Raw genomic sequence first — 17187 nt, 5'->3', positions numbered from 1 at the left:
CCCCGAGACACCGCCCGGAGTGACCCGAGGGGCCCGTTAGGGTCGTACGCATGGCTACTCCCGACTTCATCCGCGACCTGCGCGCCTCGGCCGGACACCAGCTGCTGTGGCTCCCCGGAGTCACCGCCGTCGTCTTCGACGACGAGGGCCGGGTGCTGCTCGGCCGGCGGTCCGACAACGGCCGCTGGTCACTGATCGGCGGTATCCCGGAGCCGGGGGAGCAGCCCGCCGCCTGCGCCGTGCGCGAGGTCGAGGAGGAGACGGCCGTACGGTGTGTCGTCGAGCGTGTGGTCCTCGTCCAGGCGCTGAACCCGGTCACGTACGACAACGGCGACGTCTGCCAGTACATGGACATCACCTTCCGCTGCCGGGCCGTCGGCGGCGAGGCCCGGGTCAACGACGACGAGTCGCTGGACGTGGGCTGGTTCGCGGTGGACGCCCTGCCGGACCTCAGGGAATTCGGGCAGGCCCGCGTCAAGCAGGCGCTGTCCGACGCCCCCACATGGTTCGACCCCACGGGTTCCCTCTGAAGTATGGGGTGTGCCCACATGGGGGGCGGGGCGGACGCTGCCTAGGGTCGGGACATGACCTCGCCCAGCGCCCTCCCGGCCCTCCACGCCTCCCCGCTCGACCTCGGCGGCCGTACCGCCCTCGTCACCGGTGCCGCCGGCGGCATCGGCCGTGCCTGTGCGCGGCGGCTGGCCGCCGCCGGGGCCGAGGTCAGAGCGGTCGACCGGGACGCCGCGGGGCTGGACGCCCTCGCGGAGAGCTGCGGGGACCTCGCGGGCAGCGTCGAACCCCGCGTCCTGGACCTGACCGACCTGGACGCCGCGGAACGCGCCGCCGCCGGCACCGACGTCCTCGTCAACAACGCCGGGCTGCAGCTGGTGCGGCCGATCGAGGAGTTCCCGCCCGACGTCTTCCACACCGTGCTCACCGTGATGCTGGAGGCCCCCTTCCGCCTCATCCGCGGCGCCCTGCCCCACATGTACGGGCAGGGCTGGGGCCGTATCGTCAACATCTCCTCCGTCCACGGCCTGCGCGCCTCCGCCTACAAGGCGGCCTACGTCTCCGCCAAGCACGGTCTGGAGGGCCTGTCCAAGACCGCCGCCCTCGAAGGCGCCGCCCACGGCGTCACCTCCAACTGCGTCAACCCCGCCTACGTGCGCACCCCGCTCGTCGAGAAGCAGATCACCGACCAGGCCCGGGCGCACGGCATCCCCGAGGAACAGGTGCTGACCGACGTCCTGCTGAGGGACAGCGCGGTGCGGCGGCTCATCGAACCGGAGGAGGTCGCCGAGGCCGTGGCCTACCTGTGCGGCCCGCAGGCGTCCTTCGTCACCGGCACCTCACTCGCCCTGGACGGCGGCTGGACCGCGCACTGAGCAGGACGGCGACCCGCGTCCCGAGCCCGGTGGGTGCCCCCGGCGGCCCGGGTTTCCACAGGGCCGCCGGGACGACAGCGCGATGGGGAATCCTGTGAGCATGTCCCGCGATCACGTGCAGTCCGCCGAGCGTTCCGCCCACGGCGCCGGAGCATCGGCCGGAGATGCCGGAGATGCCGGAGGTGCCGGAGGCGCCGGTGCGTCGCCCCGTGATGCGGGCGATGCCACGGCCCCGGCGCCCGCCACCGTCGAGACGCCCTTCCTTGACCTGCTGGCCCGGGGCGCGTCCGCCGACGCCTACGAGCAGCCGGTGCTGCTCGCCCGCGCCGAGGGAGGACCGGCCGAGCGGATCGCCGCGCTCGAACAGGCGAAGAGCCTCGCCCTGCGCGTGCGCTCCGAACTGGAGGGCCGGCGCAGGCGCGAGGCCGAGCTGTCCGCACTGTTCGAGACGGCCCACGACCTCGCCGGACTGCGCGACCTGGACGCCGTCCTGCGCGCGATCGTGCAGCGGGCCCGCTCACTGCTCGGCACCGACGTCGCCTACCTCAGCCTCAACGACCCGGCCCGCGGCGACACCTACATGCGCGTCACCGAAGGCTCGGTCGCGGCCCGCTTCCAGCAGCTTCGGCTCGGCATGGGGGAGGGACTCGGCGGCCTCGTCGCCCAGACCGCCCGCCCCTACGTCACCGACGACTACTTCGAGGACGCCCGCTTCCAGCACACCCGCACCATCGACGCGGGCGTACGCGACGAGGGCCTGGTCGCCATCCTCGGCGTACCGCTGACGCTCGGCCACCACGTCATCGGCGTGCTCTTCGCCGCGGACCGGCGCGCCCGCGTCTTCGAACGCGAACAGATCGCCCTGCTCGGCTCCTTCGCCGCCCTCGCGGCAGCCGCCATCGACACCGCCAACCTGCTCGCCGAGACCCGCTCGGCCCTCGCCGGCCTGGAACGGGCCAATGAGATCATCCGGGACCGCAGCGGCGTCATCGAGCGTGCCTCCGACGTCCACGACCGGCTCACCGAACTCGTCCTGCGCGGCGGCGGTGTCCACGACGTGGCCGCCGCCGTCTCCCAGGTCCTGGCCGGCACCGTCGAGTTCACCGAAGCCGACCGGGCACCTGCGCGAGCCCTGGAGACATCCCGCGCCGAGGGCCACGCGGTGCGGCACGAGGACGACTGGATCGCCGCCGTCACCGCCGGCGGCGAACTGCTCGGCGCCCTCGTCCTGCGCGGCCACCCCGGGCTCGATCCCGTGGACCAGCTCACCCTGGAACGCGCCGCGATGGTCACCTCCCTCCTCCTGCTCGCCCGGCGCTCCGCCGCCGAGGCCGAACAGCGAGTCCGCGGCGAGCTGCTGGACGACCTGCTGGACGCCCGTGACCGCGACCCGCGCCTGCTGGGCGACCGCGCCCGACGGCTGCGCGCCGACCTGGACGCCACCCACGTCGTACTCGCCGCCCGCCTCGACGCCACCGCGTCCGACGCCGACCAGGAGGCGGACGCGCGCCGACGCCTGTGGGCCGCCGCCTCCCACCTCGCCGCCACCCGGCACGGCCTGGCCGCCGCCCGGGACGGCGGCACCGTACTGCTGCTGCCCCTGGCCGCCGGGGACGGTGCCACCGACCTGGCCCGCCGCACCGCCCTCCAGCTGAGCACGGCCGTCCACGAGGCGGTCACCGTCGGCGCCTCCGCCCCGGTGGAGAACCCAGCCGGGCATCCGGACTCCGTGGCCGCCGCATACGGCGAAGCCCGGCGCTGCCTCGACGCCCTGCGCCTGCTGGGCCGCTCCGGGGACGGTGCCGCCGCCGAGGACTTCGGGTTCCTGGGCCTGCTGCTGGCCGGTAACCAGGACGTCTCCGGTTTCGTCGAGCGCACCATCGGCCAGGTCGCGGCCTATGACGAGCGGCGCGGCACCGAACTCCTGCGGACCCTCGACGCCTACTTCGCCAGCGGCATGAGTCCCGCCCGCACCAAGGACAGCCTGCACGTCCACGTGAACACGGTCGCCCAGCGCCTGGACCGCGTCGGCCGCCTCCTCGGCGACGACTGGCAGAGCCCCGACCGGGCACTGGAGATACAACTGGCCCTCAGACTCCACCGGCTGTCGGCCCCGGCACGGCACTGACCCCCGCACACGAGGGCGTACGGGGGCCGGCGGGTGGGGCGGCGGGTCAGCGGGTGCGCACCTCCGGCGTGGGGGAGGCACCTTCCCCCGCCTCCCTCACGCCCCCGCCCCCGGGGGAGGACATGACCTCGGTGAGGTCCCGGTGGCGGGTCTCCTTCGCCACACCCACGGCGATCAGCGTCAGCACGGCCGCGGCGATGACGTAGAGGGAGATCGGGGTGGAACTGTCGTACTCGGACAGCAGCGCGGTGGCGATCAGCGGCGCGGGGGCACCGGCCGCGACGGAGGCGAACTGGGCGCCGATCGAGGCACCCGAGTAGCGCATCCGCGTCGCGAACATCTCGGAGAAGAAGGCCGCCTGGGGCGCGTACATCGCGCCGTGCAGCACCAGGCCCACGGTCACCGCGAGGAGCAGACTGCCGAAGTGGCCGGAGTCGATCAGCATGAAGAAGGGGAACATCCACAGTCCGACACCGGCCGCGCCCAGCAGATACACGGGACGGCGGCCGATCCGGTCCGACAGCGCGCCCCAGGCTGGGATGACCGCGAAGTGCACGGCCGAGGCGATCAGCACCGCGTTGAGCGCCGTCTGTTCGGAGAGGCCGGCCGAGGCGGTGGCGTAGACGAGGATGAAGGCGGTGATGACGTAGTAGCTGATGTTCTCCGCCATCCGCGCGCCCATCGCGATCAGCACGTCGCGCCAGTGGTGCCGCAGCACGGAGACCAGCGGAAGCTCCTCGGCGGCCGCCTCACGGGCCTGCGCCCTGCGCGCCTCGGCCTGTGCCAACGCCTGTGTGAAGACCGGCGATTCGTCGACGGACAGGCGAATCCACAGACCGACCATGACCAGCACGCCGGAGAGGAGGAACGGTATCCGCCAGCCCCAGCTGTCGAACGCGGAGTCCGACAGCACGGCCGTCAGCAGCGACAGCACACCCGTCGCGAGCAACTGCCCCGCCGGCGCACCGGTCTGCGGCCACGACGCCCAGAACCCGCGCCGGCGCGCGTCCCCGTGCTCCGACACCAGCAGCACGGCGCCGCCCCACTCACCGCCGAGCGCGAAGCCCTGGACGAGCCGCAGCACGGTCAGCAGCACGGGAGCGGCCGTGCCGATCGTCGCGTGCGTGGGCAGCAGCCCGATCGCGCAGGTCGCCCCGCCCATCATCAACAGGCTGAGCACCAGCAGCTTCTTGCGCCCGAGCCGGTCACCGTAGTGGCCGAACACGAGCGCCCCCAGCGGACGCGCGGCGAACCCGACGGCGTACGTCAGGAACGACAGCAGCGTGCCGACCAGCGGGTCGGAGTCCGGGAAGAACAGCTGGTTGAAGACGAGGGCGGCGGCGGAGCCGTAGAGGAAGAAGTCGTACCACTCGATGGTGGTGCCGATGAGGGACGCGGCGACGATGCGCTTGAGGTTGTTCGGGGCCGGTGGAGCGGTTGCGGGCGACGACATCGGCACCACTTCCTGGGGTGTGACGGGGACGTTTGCGTGTCGCCACACCGTAGGAATGTGCTGGTCAGGCGCACATGTGGCGGGGCTACATAGTTCGGGGGTTGGCTATGGTGTGGCCACCATGCCAGTTCATGGAAAGGCCTCTCAGGGGATCGGTGGTGGTCGAAACGAGTGCCGTCCGGGACGCGTGGTTCAGGGTGATTTGACGGCGCGGTGCTGACTCCCGTGCCGGTTGACGTCGGTTTCGTGGACGTGGCGGATCTGGTCGGCCGTCATGTCCTCGGGGGCGGTCACTTCGCCGAGGATCCCGGCGTTGTTGACGAGAATGTCCACGGGCGATCTCGTGACCGAGGCCCCTGTTTGCCGCCGGTGATCAATGTGGTGGCCACGTCGTGTCTCTCCTGCGCGTGTCGTCGGAGCGGGTGCTCCCGGACAGCGGTCACCGGGAGCACCCGAGGGATTGGTTCGCGGCGGTGCGCTCCGTCGGCGTCGACGCCGACGTCGGCGGGCGTCCTGCTCTAGTGGGCGGGGCGGAACGGACACAGCAGACGGATGCCGTCCTCGATGGATCCGTCGATCAGTTCGAGCATCTGCGGGACGAGTTCCGGCATCCGGGGCGCGGCGAGGTGTGCGTCGAGGTGGGCGCGTGTCTCCCAGCCACCGGCAGCCCTGCGGGCTTGGATCTCGTTCGGACCATGAGCGGCGGGGCCGCTGCGATGAGGACGGCCTTGGCGACCCGGCCGGCACCGCGCCTGGCGACGTACCGGGCGACCTCTCCGCCGCCGGTGGAGTGGCCGACGTGGACGACGTCGCGCAGGCCGAGGTGCGCCACCACGGCGGCGGCGTCCGCCGCGTAGCGGTCCATGTCGTGGCCGTGGCCGACCCGGGTGGAGCGCCCGTGCCCGCGACGGTCGTGGGCGACGACGCGGTAGCCCCGCCGGACGAGGAACAGCAGCTGGGCGTCCCAGTCGTCCGAGCTCAGCGGCCGGCCGTGGTGGAACATGACCGGCCGTCCCGAGCCCCAGTCCTTGTGGAAGATCTCGACTCCGTCGCCGGTGGTGACGAACGGCATGGTCCGCTCCTCGTGGTCTCGCCCGGGTACCGGGCGGATGCGATGTCTCCACGAGAATGGCTCGGCCACCGTGCCGACAGCCTTTGTCAGCTGACTGACACCCGGCCGACGGCTCGCTTACGTCAGTACCGGGGCAGTGCTGGGACCCGACCGGTAGCTCTCACAGCCGGGTGGCCGGAGGCTCGGGAGGCAGCGCCTCCAGAGCATCGCGGAGCCCGGCCCGCGACGTGATCCCCAGCTTCGGGAACACACGGTAGAGATGCGACGACACGGTCCGCGGCGAAAGGAACAGACGCGACGCGATCTGCGGGTTCGACAGCCCCGTCGCCGCCAGCCTGGCGACCTCCAGCTCCTGCGGGGTGAGAGCCTCGCCGGCCTTGTTCCGGCCGGTCCGCGTCATCCCGGTGGCGCGGAGCTCCGCCGCGGCCCGGGCCTCCCACGGACGGGCCCCGAGCTCCTCGAAGCGGCCGCGGGCGGCGGCCAGCTGCACCCGGGCCTCGCGGTTGAGCCCCTGACGGCGCAGCCTCTCGCCGTACGCCAGATGAGCACGGCCGACCTCGAAGGGCCACTGCTCGACGCCCGGCAGCCCGAGTGCCTCCTCGAAGCACCGGACCATGTCCTCGGCAGCCGATGTCATCGCCGTGACCGTGGCCGCGCTCAGCGCGAACCGCGACGAGAGGTGACCGACACCGGCGTCGCGCAGCGCGTCCGCGTGTCGTCGCGCCTCCGCGTGCCGCCCGGAGCGCACGGCGGCCTCGACGAGGTCCGGCGCGGACCACACGGCCTCGGGGTTGAACGGCGGCAGCACACCCGGGGCGCAGATCGCCGTGGCGTGCCGGAACGCCGTCTCGAAGTCGGCGGCGCCGAGGGCCGCCCGGGCTGCTGCCTGGTGGGCGCAGTTCTCCAACCGTCGCAGGCTCCTGGGACCCGACCACCCCCAGATGTCCTCGCAGTGTTCCCGGCACGCGTCGAGGGCGCCGCGCTGGGCCGCGGCCATTGCGGCGACGTAGTGCCCCACCTGGGCGAACAGGTGGTACCCCGTCTCCTCGGACAGTGCGATGAGCTCGTCCGCGGCGCCGGCCGACGCCTGCCACCGGCCGGCGTACAGGTCGTCCATGGCGATGAACATCAGGGCCGGCATGCTCGATCCCACCGCGCCGCCGTCGCGTATGACCCGGGACACGGCCTCGCGGCAGCCCGGAAGCCGGTCGAGGTACGAGGCGGTCAGGGCGGTGCGGATGACCACGTCGGCGTCACTCTGGCTCCTCAGCCGCGCGATCTCCTCGTCCAGGCGGCGCAGCATGCCGTCGGTGACGGAGCCGAGGTCGTGGTGGACGCGCCCCAGCGACGCCGCGGCGGCGGGCGCCGCCTCGGGGAACCGGGCGAGCACGTCGACCAGAGGCTGCCAGTGCTCGGGCCGGCCCGAGTACTGGCTGGCGAGGGTGAGGGTGAACAGCGCGGTCTCCAGCTCCTCAGGTGGCGGTCCGGGCATCACCGGGGCCTGCTCGACCGCCTCCATCAGGAGCGCATGGGCCGTATCGGCGTCGCCTTCCGTGACGAGCACCAGGAAGCCGGCCGTCGCGGCCGCCGAGAGCGACCGGGCCGCCGGATTGGCCTCGACCTCACGCATGATCTCGTGGCTGACCTCCAGATGGCCTGCGACCCAGGCGGCGGCATAGGCGGCCTGCGACAGGCGGCGCCTGCGGTCCGCTCGGTCGGGGCTCAGCTCGGCCGCGCGCCGCAATCTCGCTATCGCGCCGTCGGCGTCACCGCGCCGCAGGCTGGTCCCGGCCGCCGACTCCACGACGGCGGCGACCGCCTCGTCGGGCGCCGTCGTGGCTCTCGCGAGGTGATCACCGCGTCGCTCGGGCTGGTCGGCCAGCGCGTCGGCCAGCCGGCGGTGGGCGCCGCGCCGCTGTTCACCGGTGGAACCGTCGACTACCGCGGACCTGACCAGTGGATGCCTGAAGCGCACCGCGCGGCCGTTCTCCGTGACCATGACCAGGTGGTCACGCTCCGCGGGAGCGAGTTCCTCAAGGCTGCCCGGCCCGCCGGCCGCCTCAAGGACGCCGATGTCGCCGGAGCCCTCAAGAGCCGCGAGCAGCAGTACCTCACGCGTTCCCCGCGGCAGTCGTCCGACGCGGGCGCCGTACAGAGCGCGGACATCCCGCCCCGGGCCGCTCGCCCACCTCGCCCCTTGGCCGTGTCGGTCGCCGGACACCTCGGTGGACCCGGCGAACTCGAGCAGCGCCAGGGGATTTCCCTGCGCCTCGTGGGCCACGGTCGAAAGAACCCGGCGGGGAAGGTGAGCAAAGCGTCGGGACAGCAGCCGCAGGGCGTCCGCGTCACCCAGCGGCGCGACCTCGAGCTCCGACAGACCGGTGGACCGGAAGGATTCGCCGGACTCCACCCGCTGCGCTCCGAGCAGTCCGATGCGGCGGCCCCCCAGTCTTCTGGCGACGAAACCCACCGCGGCCCGGCTCGCCTGGTCGACGACATGAAGGTCATCGACCACGAGGAGCAACGGCCGCTCCTTCGCGGCCTCGTCGAACAGGGACAGTGCCGCGTTCAGGACGGCGATCCGGTTCGGCGCGGGACCGGCGCCGAGACCGAGGGCGACCTCGAGGGCCTCCCGCAGGGAACGCGGCAGACGACCGAGCTCGTCCGGCAGCGAGCCGACGAGCTGATGGAGCCCCGCGAAGCTGATGTCCGTCTCGTACTCGACACCGCTCCCGCGGACGACCCGCACCCCTTTCGCCACCGCCAGCTCGGCGGTCGCGTCCAGGAGTGCCGTCTTCCCCACGCCCGGATCACCGGTGAGCAGCAGGACAGCTCCGTCCGTCCCGGCCATGTCCAGGAACGCCGCAAGCTCGGCGAGCTCGCCCTCCCGGCCGACCAGCCCGGTCGGGCCGACGCCCATGCCTGTCCCCGACTTCGCCCACATCCGCCGCGTCCCTCGTCCTGCCTCGCGAAGCAGTCGAAACACTAGCTACGCACCTGACCAGGAAGTATCGCACCCACCGGCAAACGGAGCCTGAAGCCATCTGCCGCGCCGACACCCACAGCTCCCGGACGAAGATCATGCAGAACACCCGTCGGGCGCCGCAGCCCCACCGCAACGACAGCACCAAGGGCAGTCAGCCTTCCCGGGGAGCCCTTCGAGTTGGCTGATGAGGGTGATGTGGGGGGCGTCGACGTTGGCTGCCTGAGCGGCGTTGAGGACCTTGGTGGTCTCGGCTCCGTCGATGAGCGCGCGACCCACTCCGCGGTGCCCACAGCGCGTACGGTCGCGTGGGTCACCGCGTCCCGCCGTGAGGACGTTGTCCAGGGCCAGCGGGTTCGCGGTGCCGAGCGGGTGCGTCCCCGTCGTCGGCGTGAACAACGTGTCGCCGTCGTCGAGCAGGTGCACCGGGCGCACGGCACGGGCGCCGTCGTACGCCGTGCCGGCCAGGGCAGTTGCCGGGTGAACAGCACAGGGCTCAGATGGCCCACCGCCGGCCGCTGCCGGTATCCGTCCGCTGACATGCTTCGGCTGGTGCCGTTCCAGGTGAAGCCCACACCCGCGCTGTTGACCAGCGCGTCGAGGCGATCGCGTCGTGCCGCCACTTCGACCGTGAGTCGCTGGGTCTCGGCCAGAGCGGACCGGTCGGCGATGTATTGCTCGGCCCCGAAACGCTGCGCGATCGGCACCGGTCGCTGCGGGGCACGACCGTGCGGAAGCAACTGGTCACGGCTTCCGCGAGCTCCTCCGCCAGAGCGAGACCAAGACCGTTCGTCGCTCCGGTGACCAGAATCGACGCCAGGTGCAGCCTTCCCGTGCAGGGGACGGCCCGGTGCCCAGGTGGGCGCCGGGCCAGGTCATGATCTGATCAGTGAGCGGACTGGGTGTGGTCCTGCTCCACGTACACCTTGAGGGCCTGGAACTCCTCGATCGCGCGCGGGCCGCACAAGTAGCCGTAACCGCTGCCCTTGACGCCGCCCTCCTCGAAGTCCTCGCTGATGGCTCCCCAGGTGTTGATCCATACCGTGCCGGTGCGGATGCGCCGGGCGATCCGGCGGGCCTTCATCGAGTCCGAGCTGAACACCGAGGCGGCCAGACCGTAGATGGTGGCGTTCGCCTTGGCCACGGCGTCGTCCTCGTCGTCGAAGATCTCGAACGTCTGGACCGGACCGAAGACCTCTTCCTGCACGATCCGGACGTCGGTGCGGTCCACCTCGATCAGGCTCGGCCGGTAGAACGCGCCGGCGGCCAGCGGGCCGTCGGTGACCACACCACCGCGCAGCAGTACCGTGCCGTACGAGGTGGCTTCCTCGACGATCGCATCCACCCGCTGGGCGGACGCCCGGTCGATCACCGGGCCGAGCTGGGCCTTCTCGTCGTCGCCCGACCCGAGCCGCACCTGTGCGAGCGCGGCGGTGAGCCGAGTGCGCACCTGGTCGGCGATGTCCCGGTGAACCAGTACACGGGAGCCGGTGCAGCAGAACTGCCCGTTCATCAGCACCAGCGACTGCACCACGGTGGGGATCACCATGTCCAGATCGGCGTCGGGAAAGATCACCATGGGCGCCTTGCCGCCCAGTTCCAGACCGAGCCGCTTGAGTGTGGTGGAGGCCGCGGCCGCGATATGGCGCCCGACCGGCGTACTGCCGGTGTAGTTGATCACGTCGACCTTGTCCGAGGAGACCAGGAACGGGGCCCCGGTGTTGCCGGACTCGGTGAACACGCTGACCACGCCCGCCGGGATCTCCGGGACCGAGGCCAGGACCTGTGCGAAAAGCTCATTGGTCAGTGCCGTCTGAGCCGGAAGTTTGACCACGACGGTGCAGCCGGCGGCCAGCGCCGGGCCCAGTGCCCGCACGGTCAGCATGATGGGGGAGTTCCAGGGAGAAATGATCCCGGCGACACCGAGCGGCTCGGGCACCGAGTGGGTGTACTGGCCGGGTGCCGTCTCGGCGGCGCGCCCGGCGGTCTGGGTGCGCACAGAGGCCGCCGCGTACCGCAGCCACCCGACTGCACCGCTGACCTCCCACGTGGTCTCACCCAGCAGCTTGCCGTTCTCCCGGGACAACATGGCCGCGACCTCGGGTACCCGGGCCTCGAGGGCGTCGGCCAGCCGGCTGAGCGCGGTCGCCCGGAGCGAGGGAGTGCGCGCCCATTCGGTGGTCTCGAACGCGGCGGCGGCTGCGTCCACGGCGGCCGAGGCCTCTGCCTCGCCGCCGTCGTAGAACGAGCCGACGACGGTGCCGTCGGCCGGGTTGATCGATTCCAGAACCGAGTCGGAGCCGGCCCACTGTCCGTTGATCCAGTGCTGCGCGATGGTGTTCATGGTCCGCTCCTCGTGGTCTCACCCGGGTACCGGGCGGGTTCGATGTCTCCACGAGAATGGCTGGGCCACCGTGCCGACAGCCTCCGTCAGCTGACTGACATCCGGCCGGCGGCTCGCTTACGTCAGTATCGGGGCAGTGTTGAGACCCGACCCGTGGCTCTCAGTGGACGTTACCTGCAGGCCACGGCACCCGCAGGCTGCCCTCCCAACTGCCCGGAGAAGGCTATGCGCGCGGCCACCATGCCGGCTCGTGGAAAGCCGGTTCAGGGGATCGGTGCTGGTCGAAACGAGTACCGTCCGGGACGCGCAGTTCAGGGTGATGCGACGGTGCGGTGCTGACTCCCGTGCTGGTTCAAGACGTTCCGTCCCCGGAAGCCGAGGCTTTCCGGGAACGGAAGGTTCGGCGAACTGCGCTGTGGGCTATGCGTGAATCAGCGCACCGTGAGCAGGGCAGCGCGCCCGTGCTTGTTCATGTAGCTGAACAGCTGGGCGATGTGGTTGGGGTGGAGCTTGATGCAGCCGTTGGACTTGTAGTCCGACACCCCGTCCCAGCGCTGCGGGCCGTCGGCTCCGTTGCGTGGCCCCTGCTTCCTGTCCCTGGTCATCTCGCTGTGGATGAACAGCGCGTTGCGCTGGGTCTTGCGCGGGTGGCAGTTCTTAGCAGGCAGGCCGATGGCGTACCCCTTGATCGTCCTGTTCCGGCTGGTCTCGAACGACGACGGTCGGTACGTGCCGTTGGGGAGCCACCCGACGTTCTTCGCGCACTCGTCCCGGTACCTCTTGCCCGCCGGCGTCCCGTTGTTGGCCGCAGTTCCCAGACCTGACCCGGCGCGGTAGCTGGCGACGCGGGTCCTGCCGTTCCAGACCTGAAGGGTCGAGTTGGACGGGTCTTTCGCGTTCTTCACGAACACCAGCGCCACAGGTGACGCGGCTGCGGCGTGGGGAGCCGACGGTGCACCGGCGGTCGGCTGGGCAGTGGCGGTGACCGCTCCGGTGGCGAGCACGGCCGTGGCGGTGATCCCTACCACCACCCTGTCCGTCATGCTCATGGCGAGTGTGTCCTCCTCAGGTATGTGCCCTTACCGCAGGGCGCCGGCCGGACGTTCCGTGCCGTCGGAAACGACTGTTCCGTAGCCGGTCGAGGAGAACACCAGTGCAAGCAATTCCTGCATTTGCGGCGCAATATGCATCTCCGTACCCTGCTGTTTTTCGGTTGCACTGCAACAAAGGACAGGCGGTAGCGGGAGTTGGCGACGGGGGAAGAAGACTGCTTCGAGAGCCTCGCGCACAGCCTCGTGCGGGCGCTCGACGCATGGTCGGCGTGCGTGGGCGGTGTGGTGTCGAGGGGCCGGCCGACGCGCAAGATGTTGGTCAGGGTGTTGGAGCAGGAGCGGAACACACCGAGGTGGGCGGCGCGTGCCCCCATCGATGGGCCCCTGCTGTCGTACTGGCTCCGCGGACGTGGGCAGTTGCTTCCCGGCACCAAACACAACCGGCTCCCCGGCGCCGAAGACAGTGCGGCCGTCGCTCGAGCGCTGAAAGCGCAAGCACCCGGCAACGCCGAGCGGTTGCCAGCCATCGGCCGGGAGATCTCCGATCTGGTAGCCAGGCTCCAGGAGACGGCCGGACGCGGGTGGCGCCGTCGGATCGGCGAGAGCAGCTTCGTGCAGGCGAGCGAGACGGGTGCCCTGCCGCAACAGCGCGGTGACCGGGGACGGCGGGACGTGCGGGGTGACGGTGCCGCGCATGTGCCCGCCCCTCGTGCTCCTGTCGGACACAGCATGGAGCAGGCGACGAGCTTCGTCGGCCGGACACCCGAACTCGTCGCGGGCAGCGCGCTGATCGAACGCTGCCACCTCCTCACCCTCGTCGGAGTGGGAGGTGTGGGCAAGACCCGGCTGGCCCAACGCCTGACCCGAGACGTGGCACATCGCTTCGAGGACGGCGTCTACCGCGTGGAGTTGGCTGACCTCCACCACGGCCATTCCGTGGCCGCGACGATCACCGCGGCATTCGGTCTCCACGTCACGGCCGAACAGGCTCCGTTGCGCGAGCTTGCCACTGCGTTGCAGGGACGCAGGGTGCTCCTGCTCCTCGACAACTGCGAGCATCTGCTGGACGAGTGCGCCCGGACCGTTCGAACGCTGCTGGCCCTGCTGCCGCGACTCCGCGTCATCGCCACCAGCCGTCAGCCCCTGGACATCGGCGAAGAGCACGTGCTGCGGGTGATGCCCCTGGACGTTCCCCCTGTGAGCGACGGGAGCCGGAGGCGGGAGGACGCCACAGGGCGGATCTGTCCGGAATCCTCAGCCGTCGCCCTCTTCACAGACCGAGCCGAGGCTGCTTGTCCCGGATTCCGGGTGACCAGCACCAACCAGGAGGCGGTCATTCGGGTATGCCGCATGCTGGACGGCCTGCCCCTGGCTCTGGAGATCGCCGCACGCCGACTGCGCACGCTGACGCTGGAGGAACTCGCGCAGCGGATCGAGCACCGGTTTCGCCTGCTCGGTCCGGGAGGCGGTGAGCGCACCGCGCATCCGCGACACCGCGCACTGCGTGCGCTGTTCGACTGGAGTTGGGACCTGTGCACCGAGGACGAACGGGCCGCCTGGCAACAGCTGTCGCTGTGTGCCGGGGGAGTGCTGCTGACTGATGCCGAGCAGCTCTGCGGGGCCACTTCCACGCACGGAACGCGGGCTCCGGTCGGCGACCGTGCTGCCGACGCCTTCGCAACCCTGTCCGGTCTTGTGGACAAGTCCCTTGTCAGCAGGGTGGACGTGGGCGGCCACACCCGGCTCCACCTGCTCGAGACGGTCCGCGCCTACGGGCTGGAGCGTCTCCGGGAGAACGACCACGCGCAGAATGCCGTACGCCGCCACCGTGCCTACTTCCTCGATCTCGCGGCGCGGGCGGGAGCCGCCTACGGCTCCGCCGAACAGGCCAACTGGTTGCGGCGGTTGCGTCCCGAGCACCCCAACCTGCGACAGATCGTCACTGCGGTTCCGCCGGCTGGGGAGCCCGCCGAAGCCGTCCTGCGTGCAGCTCAGGGCTTCTGGCTGCACTGTCTGACGTCGGGCAGGGTGAGCGAAGGCGCTCACTGGATGCAGGTGATCATCGACCGTCACCCATGCCCCTCCGAGTCGCCGGCAGCGGTCTTCTCCTGGTGCCGTGCCGCATGGGTTGCCGGCTTCCTGCTGCTGATGCACGGCGACCGCGACAACGCCGAACGAGTGATCGACATGGCTGACCAACCGCTGGCAGACCTGTCCGCCTCACCCGGCCCGTCAGACGTGACGGAGGACGAAGGGGAGCGGGCCGCGCTTGCCGCCGCCTGTGTCCCATGTCCGGCGAAGGCGGTTTCCAGCACCTCGCGCAGGGCGAGATGCTGGCCCTCCCGGTGCTCGCCTACCCGGCGGTCGACCGGTTCGACGACAGCCCCTCGATGTACGAGAACCTGATGGGCCCGGTCCTCTCCCGTTCCTACCTCGAGTGGTTCTGGGGCGCCTACCTCAGCACCCCGGACCAGGGCGCCGACCCGCGGGTCTCGCCGGCGCGCTCCGACGAACTGGCCGGACTCGCTCCCGCCGTCGTCGCCACCGCCGAGAACGACCCCCTGCGCGACCAGGGCGACCACTACGCCCGCAGGCTGGCCGACGCCGGCGTGCCGGTCCAGCACCTCCCGGTCGAGGGAGCCGTTCACGGCTTCCTCTCGTTCACCGGCTCGGTGCAACTCTCGCGGGACATACTGAACCGGCTCTCGGACGCTGTGGCCACGGCCTTCGACTGACGGGTCCTGGCCGACGGCGGTGGTCGCGGTGGCAGGTTGTTGCCGTCGGGCATGCCGTGAGCCGGGAAATCCGGTTGTCGCGCACCTGCCGCCTGTCCGGTAGCTGACACTTCCGCTGCGGTGGGCCCTGGACGTGTTCCTAATGTTGTGATCGCAGAGGAACGGCCCGGCGGCCGCGACCCAGAGGAGAAACCTGATGCCCGCGCTCACCGACCGCGTGCGCGGACGGTCCATCGTCGCCCGGCTCACCGTCCGGGAGAAGGCGCTGGAGCGCCGCATGCTGCGCAACCTGGGCCTGGTCGAGGACCGGCTGCTGGCCTGCGTGCGGGAACCGTCCGTGCCGGTGCTCGCCGACGTGGCCGGCCACCTCGTCATCGCCGGCGGGAAACGCTTCCGTCCGCTGCTCACCCTGCTGGGCGCCGAGTTCGGGGACCTCGACCGGCCCGGCGTCATCGACGCCGCCGTCGTGTCCGAGCTGGTCCACACGGCTTCCCTGCACCACGACGACGTCATGGACGAGGCCCGTTTCCGGCACGGCGTCGTCAGCGTGAACGCGTGCTGGGGCAACACCGTCGCCGTCCGGTCCGGCAACTGGCTGCTCGCCAAGGCCGCCCAGCTCTCGGCCGGACTCACGCCCGAGGCGATACCCCTGCAGGCCGAGGCGTCCGAGCGCCTGGTACGGGGCCAGGTACTGGAGCTCACCGGCCCGGCCCTGCCGGAGGACCGCCTGGACCACTACTTCGCAGTGGTGTCCGACAAGTCGGCGTCCCTCATCTCCTTCGCCCTGCGTCTCGGCGCGGTCCAGGCCGGCGCCCCGCACCGTGTGGGCAGGGCACTCGAACGGTACGGCGAGCACCTCGGCGTGGCCTTCCAGATATCCGACGACCTGCTCGACATCACCTCGTCCGTCGGCGAGTCGGGCAAGGAGCAGGGCAAGGACCTCGAAGTCGGCGTGGCCGGACTGCCGATGCTGCTGGCTCTCGAGGACGCACACCCGGGAGACGAGGAGCTGCGGGGGCTGCTCGGCAGGCCCGGGGGTGTGCAGGGCGAGGACCGCGACCGGGCTCTCGCCCTCCTGCAGCGGTCCCCGGCCGTGGACCGGGCACGCGCGTTGATGACCGAACGGCTCACCGGAGCCCGCGAGTCGCTGGCCTCGCTGCCGTCGGGAGGACCGCGCCGCGCTCTCGGCGCACTGTGCGACTTCGTGGGGTCCCGCACCCACTGAAGACGCCGCCGGGGCCACGCGCCACCGCGCGGCGGCGGCACGCGCGGCCGCGTCCTCAGCGGCGCGCTGCCTCGCGGGCGCTCTCGATCGCCTGCTCGAGTGAGCCCTGTGCGGCGGTCCGGAACGGGGAAAGCCAGGGTACGTGCCCGGCCTTGGTCATCTCGGCGCGCAGGAAGACGAGATCGTCGGCGAGACCGAGCGCACGGAACACCGCCCGCAGATGGGGCTCCAGGAAGTCTTCGTGCGGCACGTCCTGCCCGTAGGCCGCGCCGTGCGCCGTGGCCACCACGACCCGGGTGCCGGACAAGGGTCCCCGGCCGGTCTTGGGGAGGACGAACAGTGGCGGGATGCCGATCCGGTCGAGCCAGGCCTTGAAAACGGAGGGGACCGACAGGTGGTACACCGGAAGACCGATCAACAGCACGTCCGCGAGCAGGAGTTCGTCGATGAGCTTCCAGGTCGTGCTCCACGACCGGCGCTCGGGCAGCGTGCGTGCCGCCTGCCGCGCCTCCTCCAGGTCGACGATGCCCGCGGTCTCCAGCCGGGTGACGGTCTCGATGTGGGCGCCGTCGACGTGCGGGACGGGACACCGGGCCAGGTTCCGGTGGCGGAGCCGGCCCTCCGGATGCGCCACACGCCATGCCGCGGCGAACTCCGCCGTGATCTGCGCGGAGACCGATTCGGGGCGCGCGCTGCAGTCGAGGTGAAGCAGAGTGGGCATGCGCGGACGATTCCTCCGTGCAGGAGCAGGTACAAGACAACACCATTCAAGCGATCGGAAGGGCCCGAGTCGCGCGGCACGACGTGGTG

The 17187-nt window shown here is 71.3% G+C and carries 12 protein-coding genes and 2 pseudogenes; 6 read left to right on the top strand and 8 right to left on the bottom strand.

Annotation, left to right across the window (positions count from 1 at the left end; genetic code table 11):
* Positions 1 to 50: 50 nt before the first annotated feature.
* The 3 genes from ACP4IX_RS25405 (at position 51) to ACP4IX_RS25395 (ending at position 3513) form a co-directional block, all read left to right on the top strand.
* Positions 51 to 530, top strand: a complete 480-nt coding sequence (locus ACP4IX_RS25405) for an NUDIX hydrolase (protein ID WP_426517954.1) — start codon at positions 51 to 53, stop codon at positions 528 to 530.
* A gap of 54 nt (positions 531 to 584) precedes the next feature.
* Positions 585 to 1385 carry a 3-hydroxybutyrate dehydrogenase gene (locus ACP4IX_RS25400; RefSeq protein WP_426556735.1) on the top strand — a complete coding sequence of 267 codons (801 nt, stop codon included), beginning with the start codon at positions 585 to 587 and terminating at the stop codon, positions 1383 to 1385.
* A gap of 100 nt (positions 1386 to 1485) precedes the next feature.
* Complete coding sequence (locus ACP4IX_RS25395) at positions 1486 to 3513, top strand: helix-turn-helix domain-containing protein (protein WP_426556733.1); 2028 nt, start codon at positions 1486 to 1488, stop codon at positions 3511 to 3513.
* A 46-nt stretch (positions 3514 to 3559) separates the two neighbouring features.
* Here the strand turns inward: ACP4IX_RS25395 and ACP4IX_RS25390 are convergent, their stop codons facing one another.
* From ACP4IX_RS25390 to ACP4IX_RS25360, 7 genes and pseudogenes are all read right to left on the bottom strand, one after another.
* A complete protein-coding gene (locus ACP4IX_RS25390; protein ID WP_426556731.1) occupies positions 3560 to 4966 on the bottom strand; it encodes an MFS transporter in 1407 nt (468 codons plus the stop codon).
* Between the two features lie 192 nt (positions 4967 to 5158).
* Positions 5159 to 5299 (bottom strand): hypothetical protein, encoded by a 141-nt coding sequence (locus tag ACP4IX_RS25385; protein ID WP_426556729.1) that lies wholly within the window; start codon positions 5297 to 5299, stop codon positions 5159 to 5161.
* 325 nt (positions 5300 to 5624) lie between these two features.
* Positions 5625 to 6038 (bottom strand): annotated as a pseudogene (locus ACP4IX_RS25380) (alpha/beta fold hydrolase); the annotation flags it as partial.
* 160 nt (positions 6039 to 6198) lie between these two features.
* Complete coding sequence (locus ACP4IX_RS25375) at positions 6199 to 8982, bottom strand: ATP-binding protein (RefSeq protein WP_426556727.1); 2784 nt, start codon at positions 8980 to 8982, stop codon at positions 6199 to 6201.
* Between the two features lie 320 nt (positions 8983 to 9302).
* Positions 9303 to 9498: pseudogene (locus tag ACP4IX_RS25370) on the bottom strand (P1 family peptidase); the annotation flags it as partial.
* A 409-nt stretch (positions 9499 to 9907) separates the two neighbouring features.
* Entirely contained in the window at positions 9908 to 11365 is a 1458-nt protein-coding gene (locus tag ACP4IX_RS25365) for an aldehyde dehydrogenase family protein (protein ID WP_426556725.1), read from the bottom strand.
* Positions 11366 to 11796: 431 nt separating this feature from the next.
* Positions 11797 to 12414: a L,D-transpeptidase gene (locus ACP4IX_RS25360; protein WP_426556723.1), complete on the bottom strand. Its 618-nt coding sequence runs from the start codon at positions 12412 to 12414 to the stop codon at positions 11797 to 11799.
* 198 nt (positions 12415 to 12612) lie between these two features.
* On the opposite strand from ACP4IX_RS25360, the gene ACP4IX_RS25355 reads away from it, so the two are divergent.
* The 3 genes from ACP4IX_RS25355 (at position 12613) to ACP4IX_RS25345 (ending at position 16377) form a co-directional block, all read left to right on the top strand.
* Positions 12613 to 14823 carry an ATP-binding protein gene (locus tag ACP4IX_RS25355; RefSeq protein ID WP_426556722.1) on the top strand — a complete coding sequence of 737 codons (2211 nt, stop codon included), beginning with the start codon at positions 12613 to 12615 and terminating at the stop codon, positions 14821 to 14823.
* Positions 14706 to 15152 (top strand): alpha/beta hydrolase fold domain-containing protein, encoded by a 447-nt coding sequence (locus ACP4IX_RS25350; RefSeq protein ID WP_426556720.1) that lies wholly within the window; start codon positions 14706 to 14708, stop codon positions 15150 to 15152. The genes ACP4IX_RS25355 and ACP4IX_RS25350 overlap by 118 nt, the downstream gene beginning before the upstream one ends.
* Before the next feature lie 196 nt (positions 15153 to 15348).
* Positions 15349 to 16377 carry a polyprenyl synthetase family protein gene (locus ACP4IX_RS25345; protein ID WP_426517943.1) on the top strand — a complete coding sequence of 343 codons (1029 nt, stop codon included), beginning with the start codon at positions 15349 to 15351 and terminating at the stop codon, positions 16375 to 16377.
* A gap of 55 nt (positions 16378 to 16432) precedes the next feature.
* On the opposite strand, the gene ACP4IX_RS25340 is transcribed toward ACP4IX_RS25345, so the two are convergent.
* Positions 16433 to 17098 (bottom strand): FMN-dependent NADH-azoreductase, encoded by a 666-nt coding sequence (locus ACP4IX_RS25340; RefSeq protein ID WP_426517942.1) that lies wholly within the window; start codon positions 17096 to 17098, stop codon positions 16433 to 16435.
* Between the last annotated feature and the right edge of the window lie 89 nt (positions 17099 to 17187).

The sequence above is a fragment of the Streptomyces sp. WG5 genome, assembly GCF_049974565.1.
In the GTDB taxonomy this organism is placed as follows: domain Bacteria; phylum Actinomycetota; class Actinomycetes; order Streptomycetales; family Streptomycetaceae; genus Streptomyces.
This window is presented reverse-complemented; position numbering and strand designations above follow the sequence as displayed.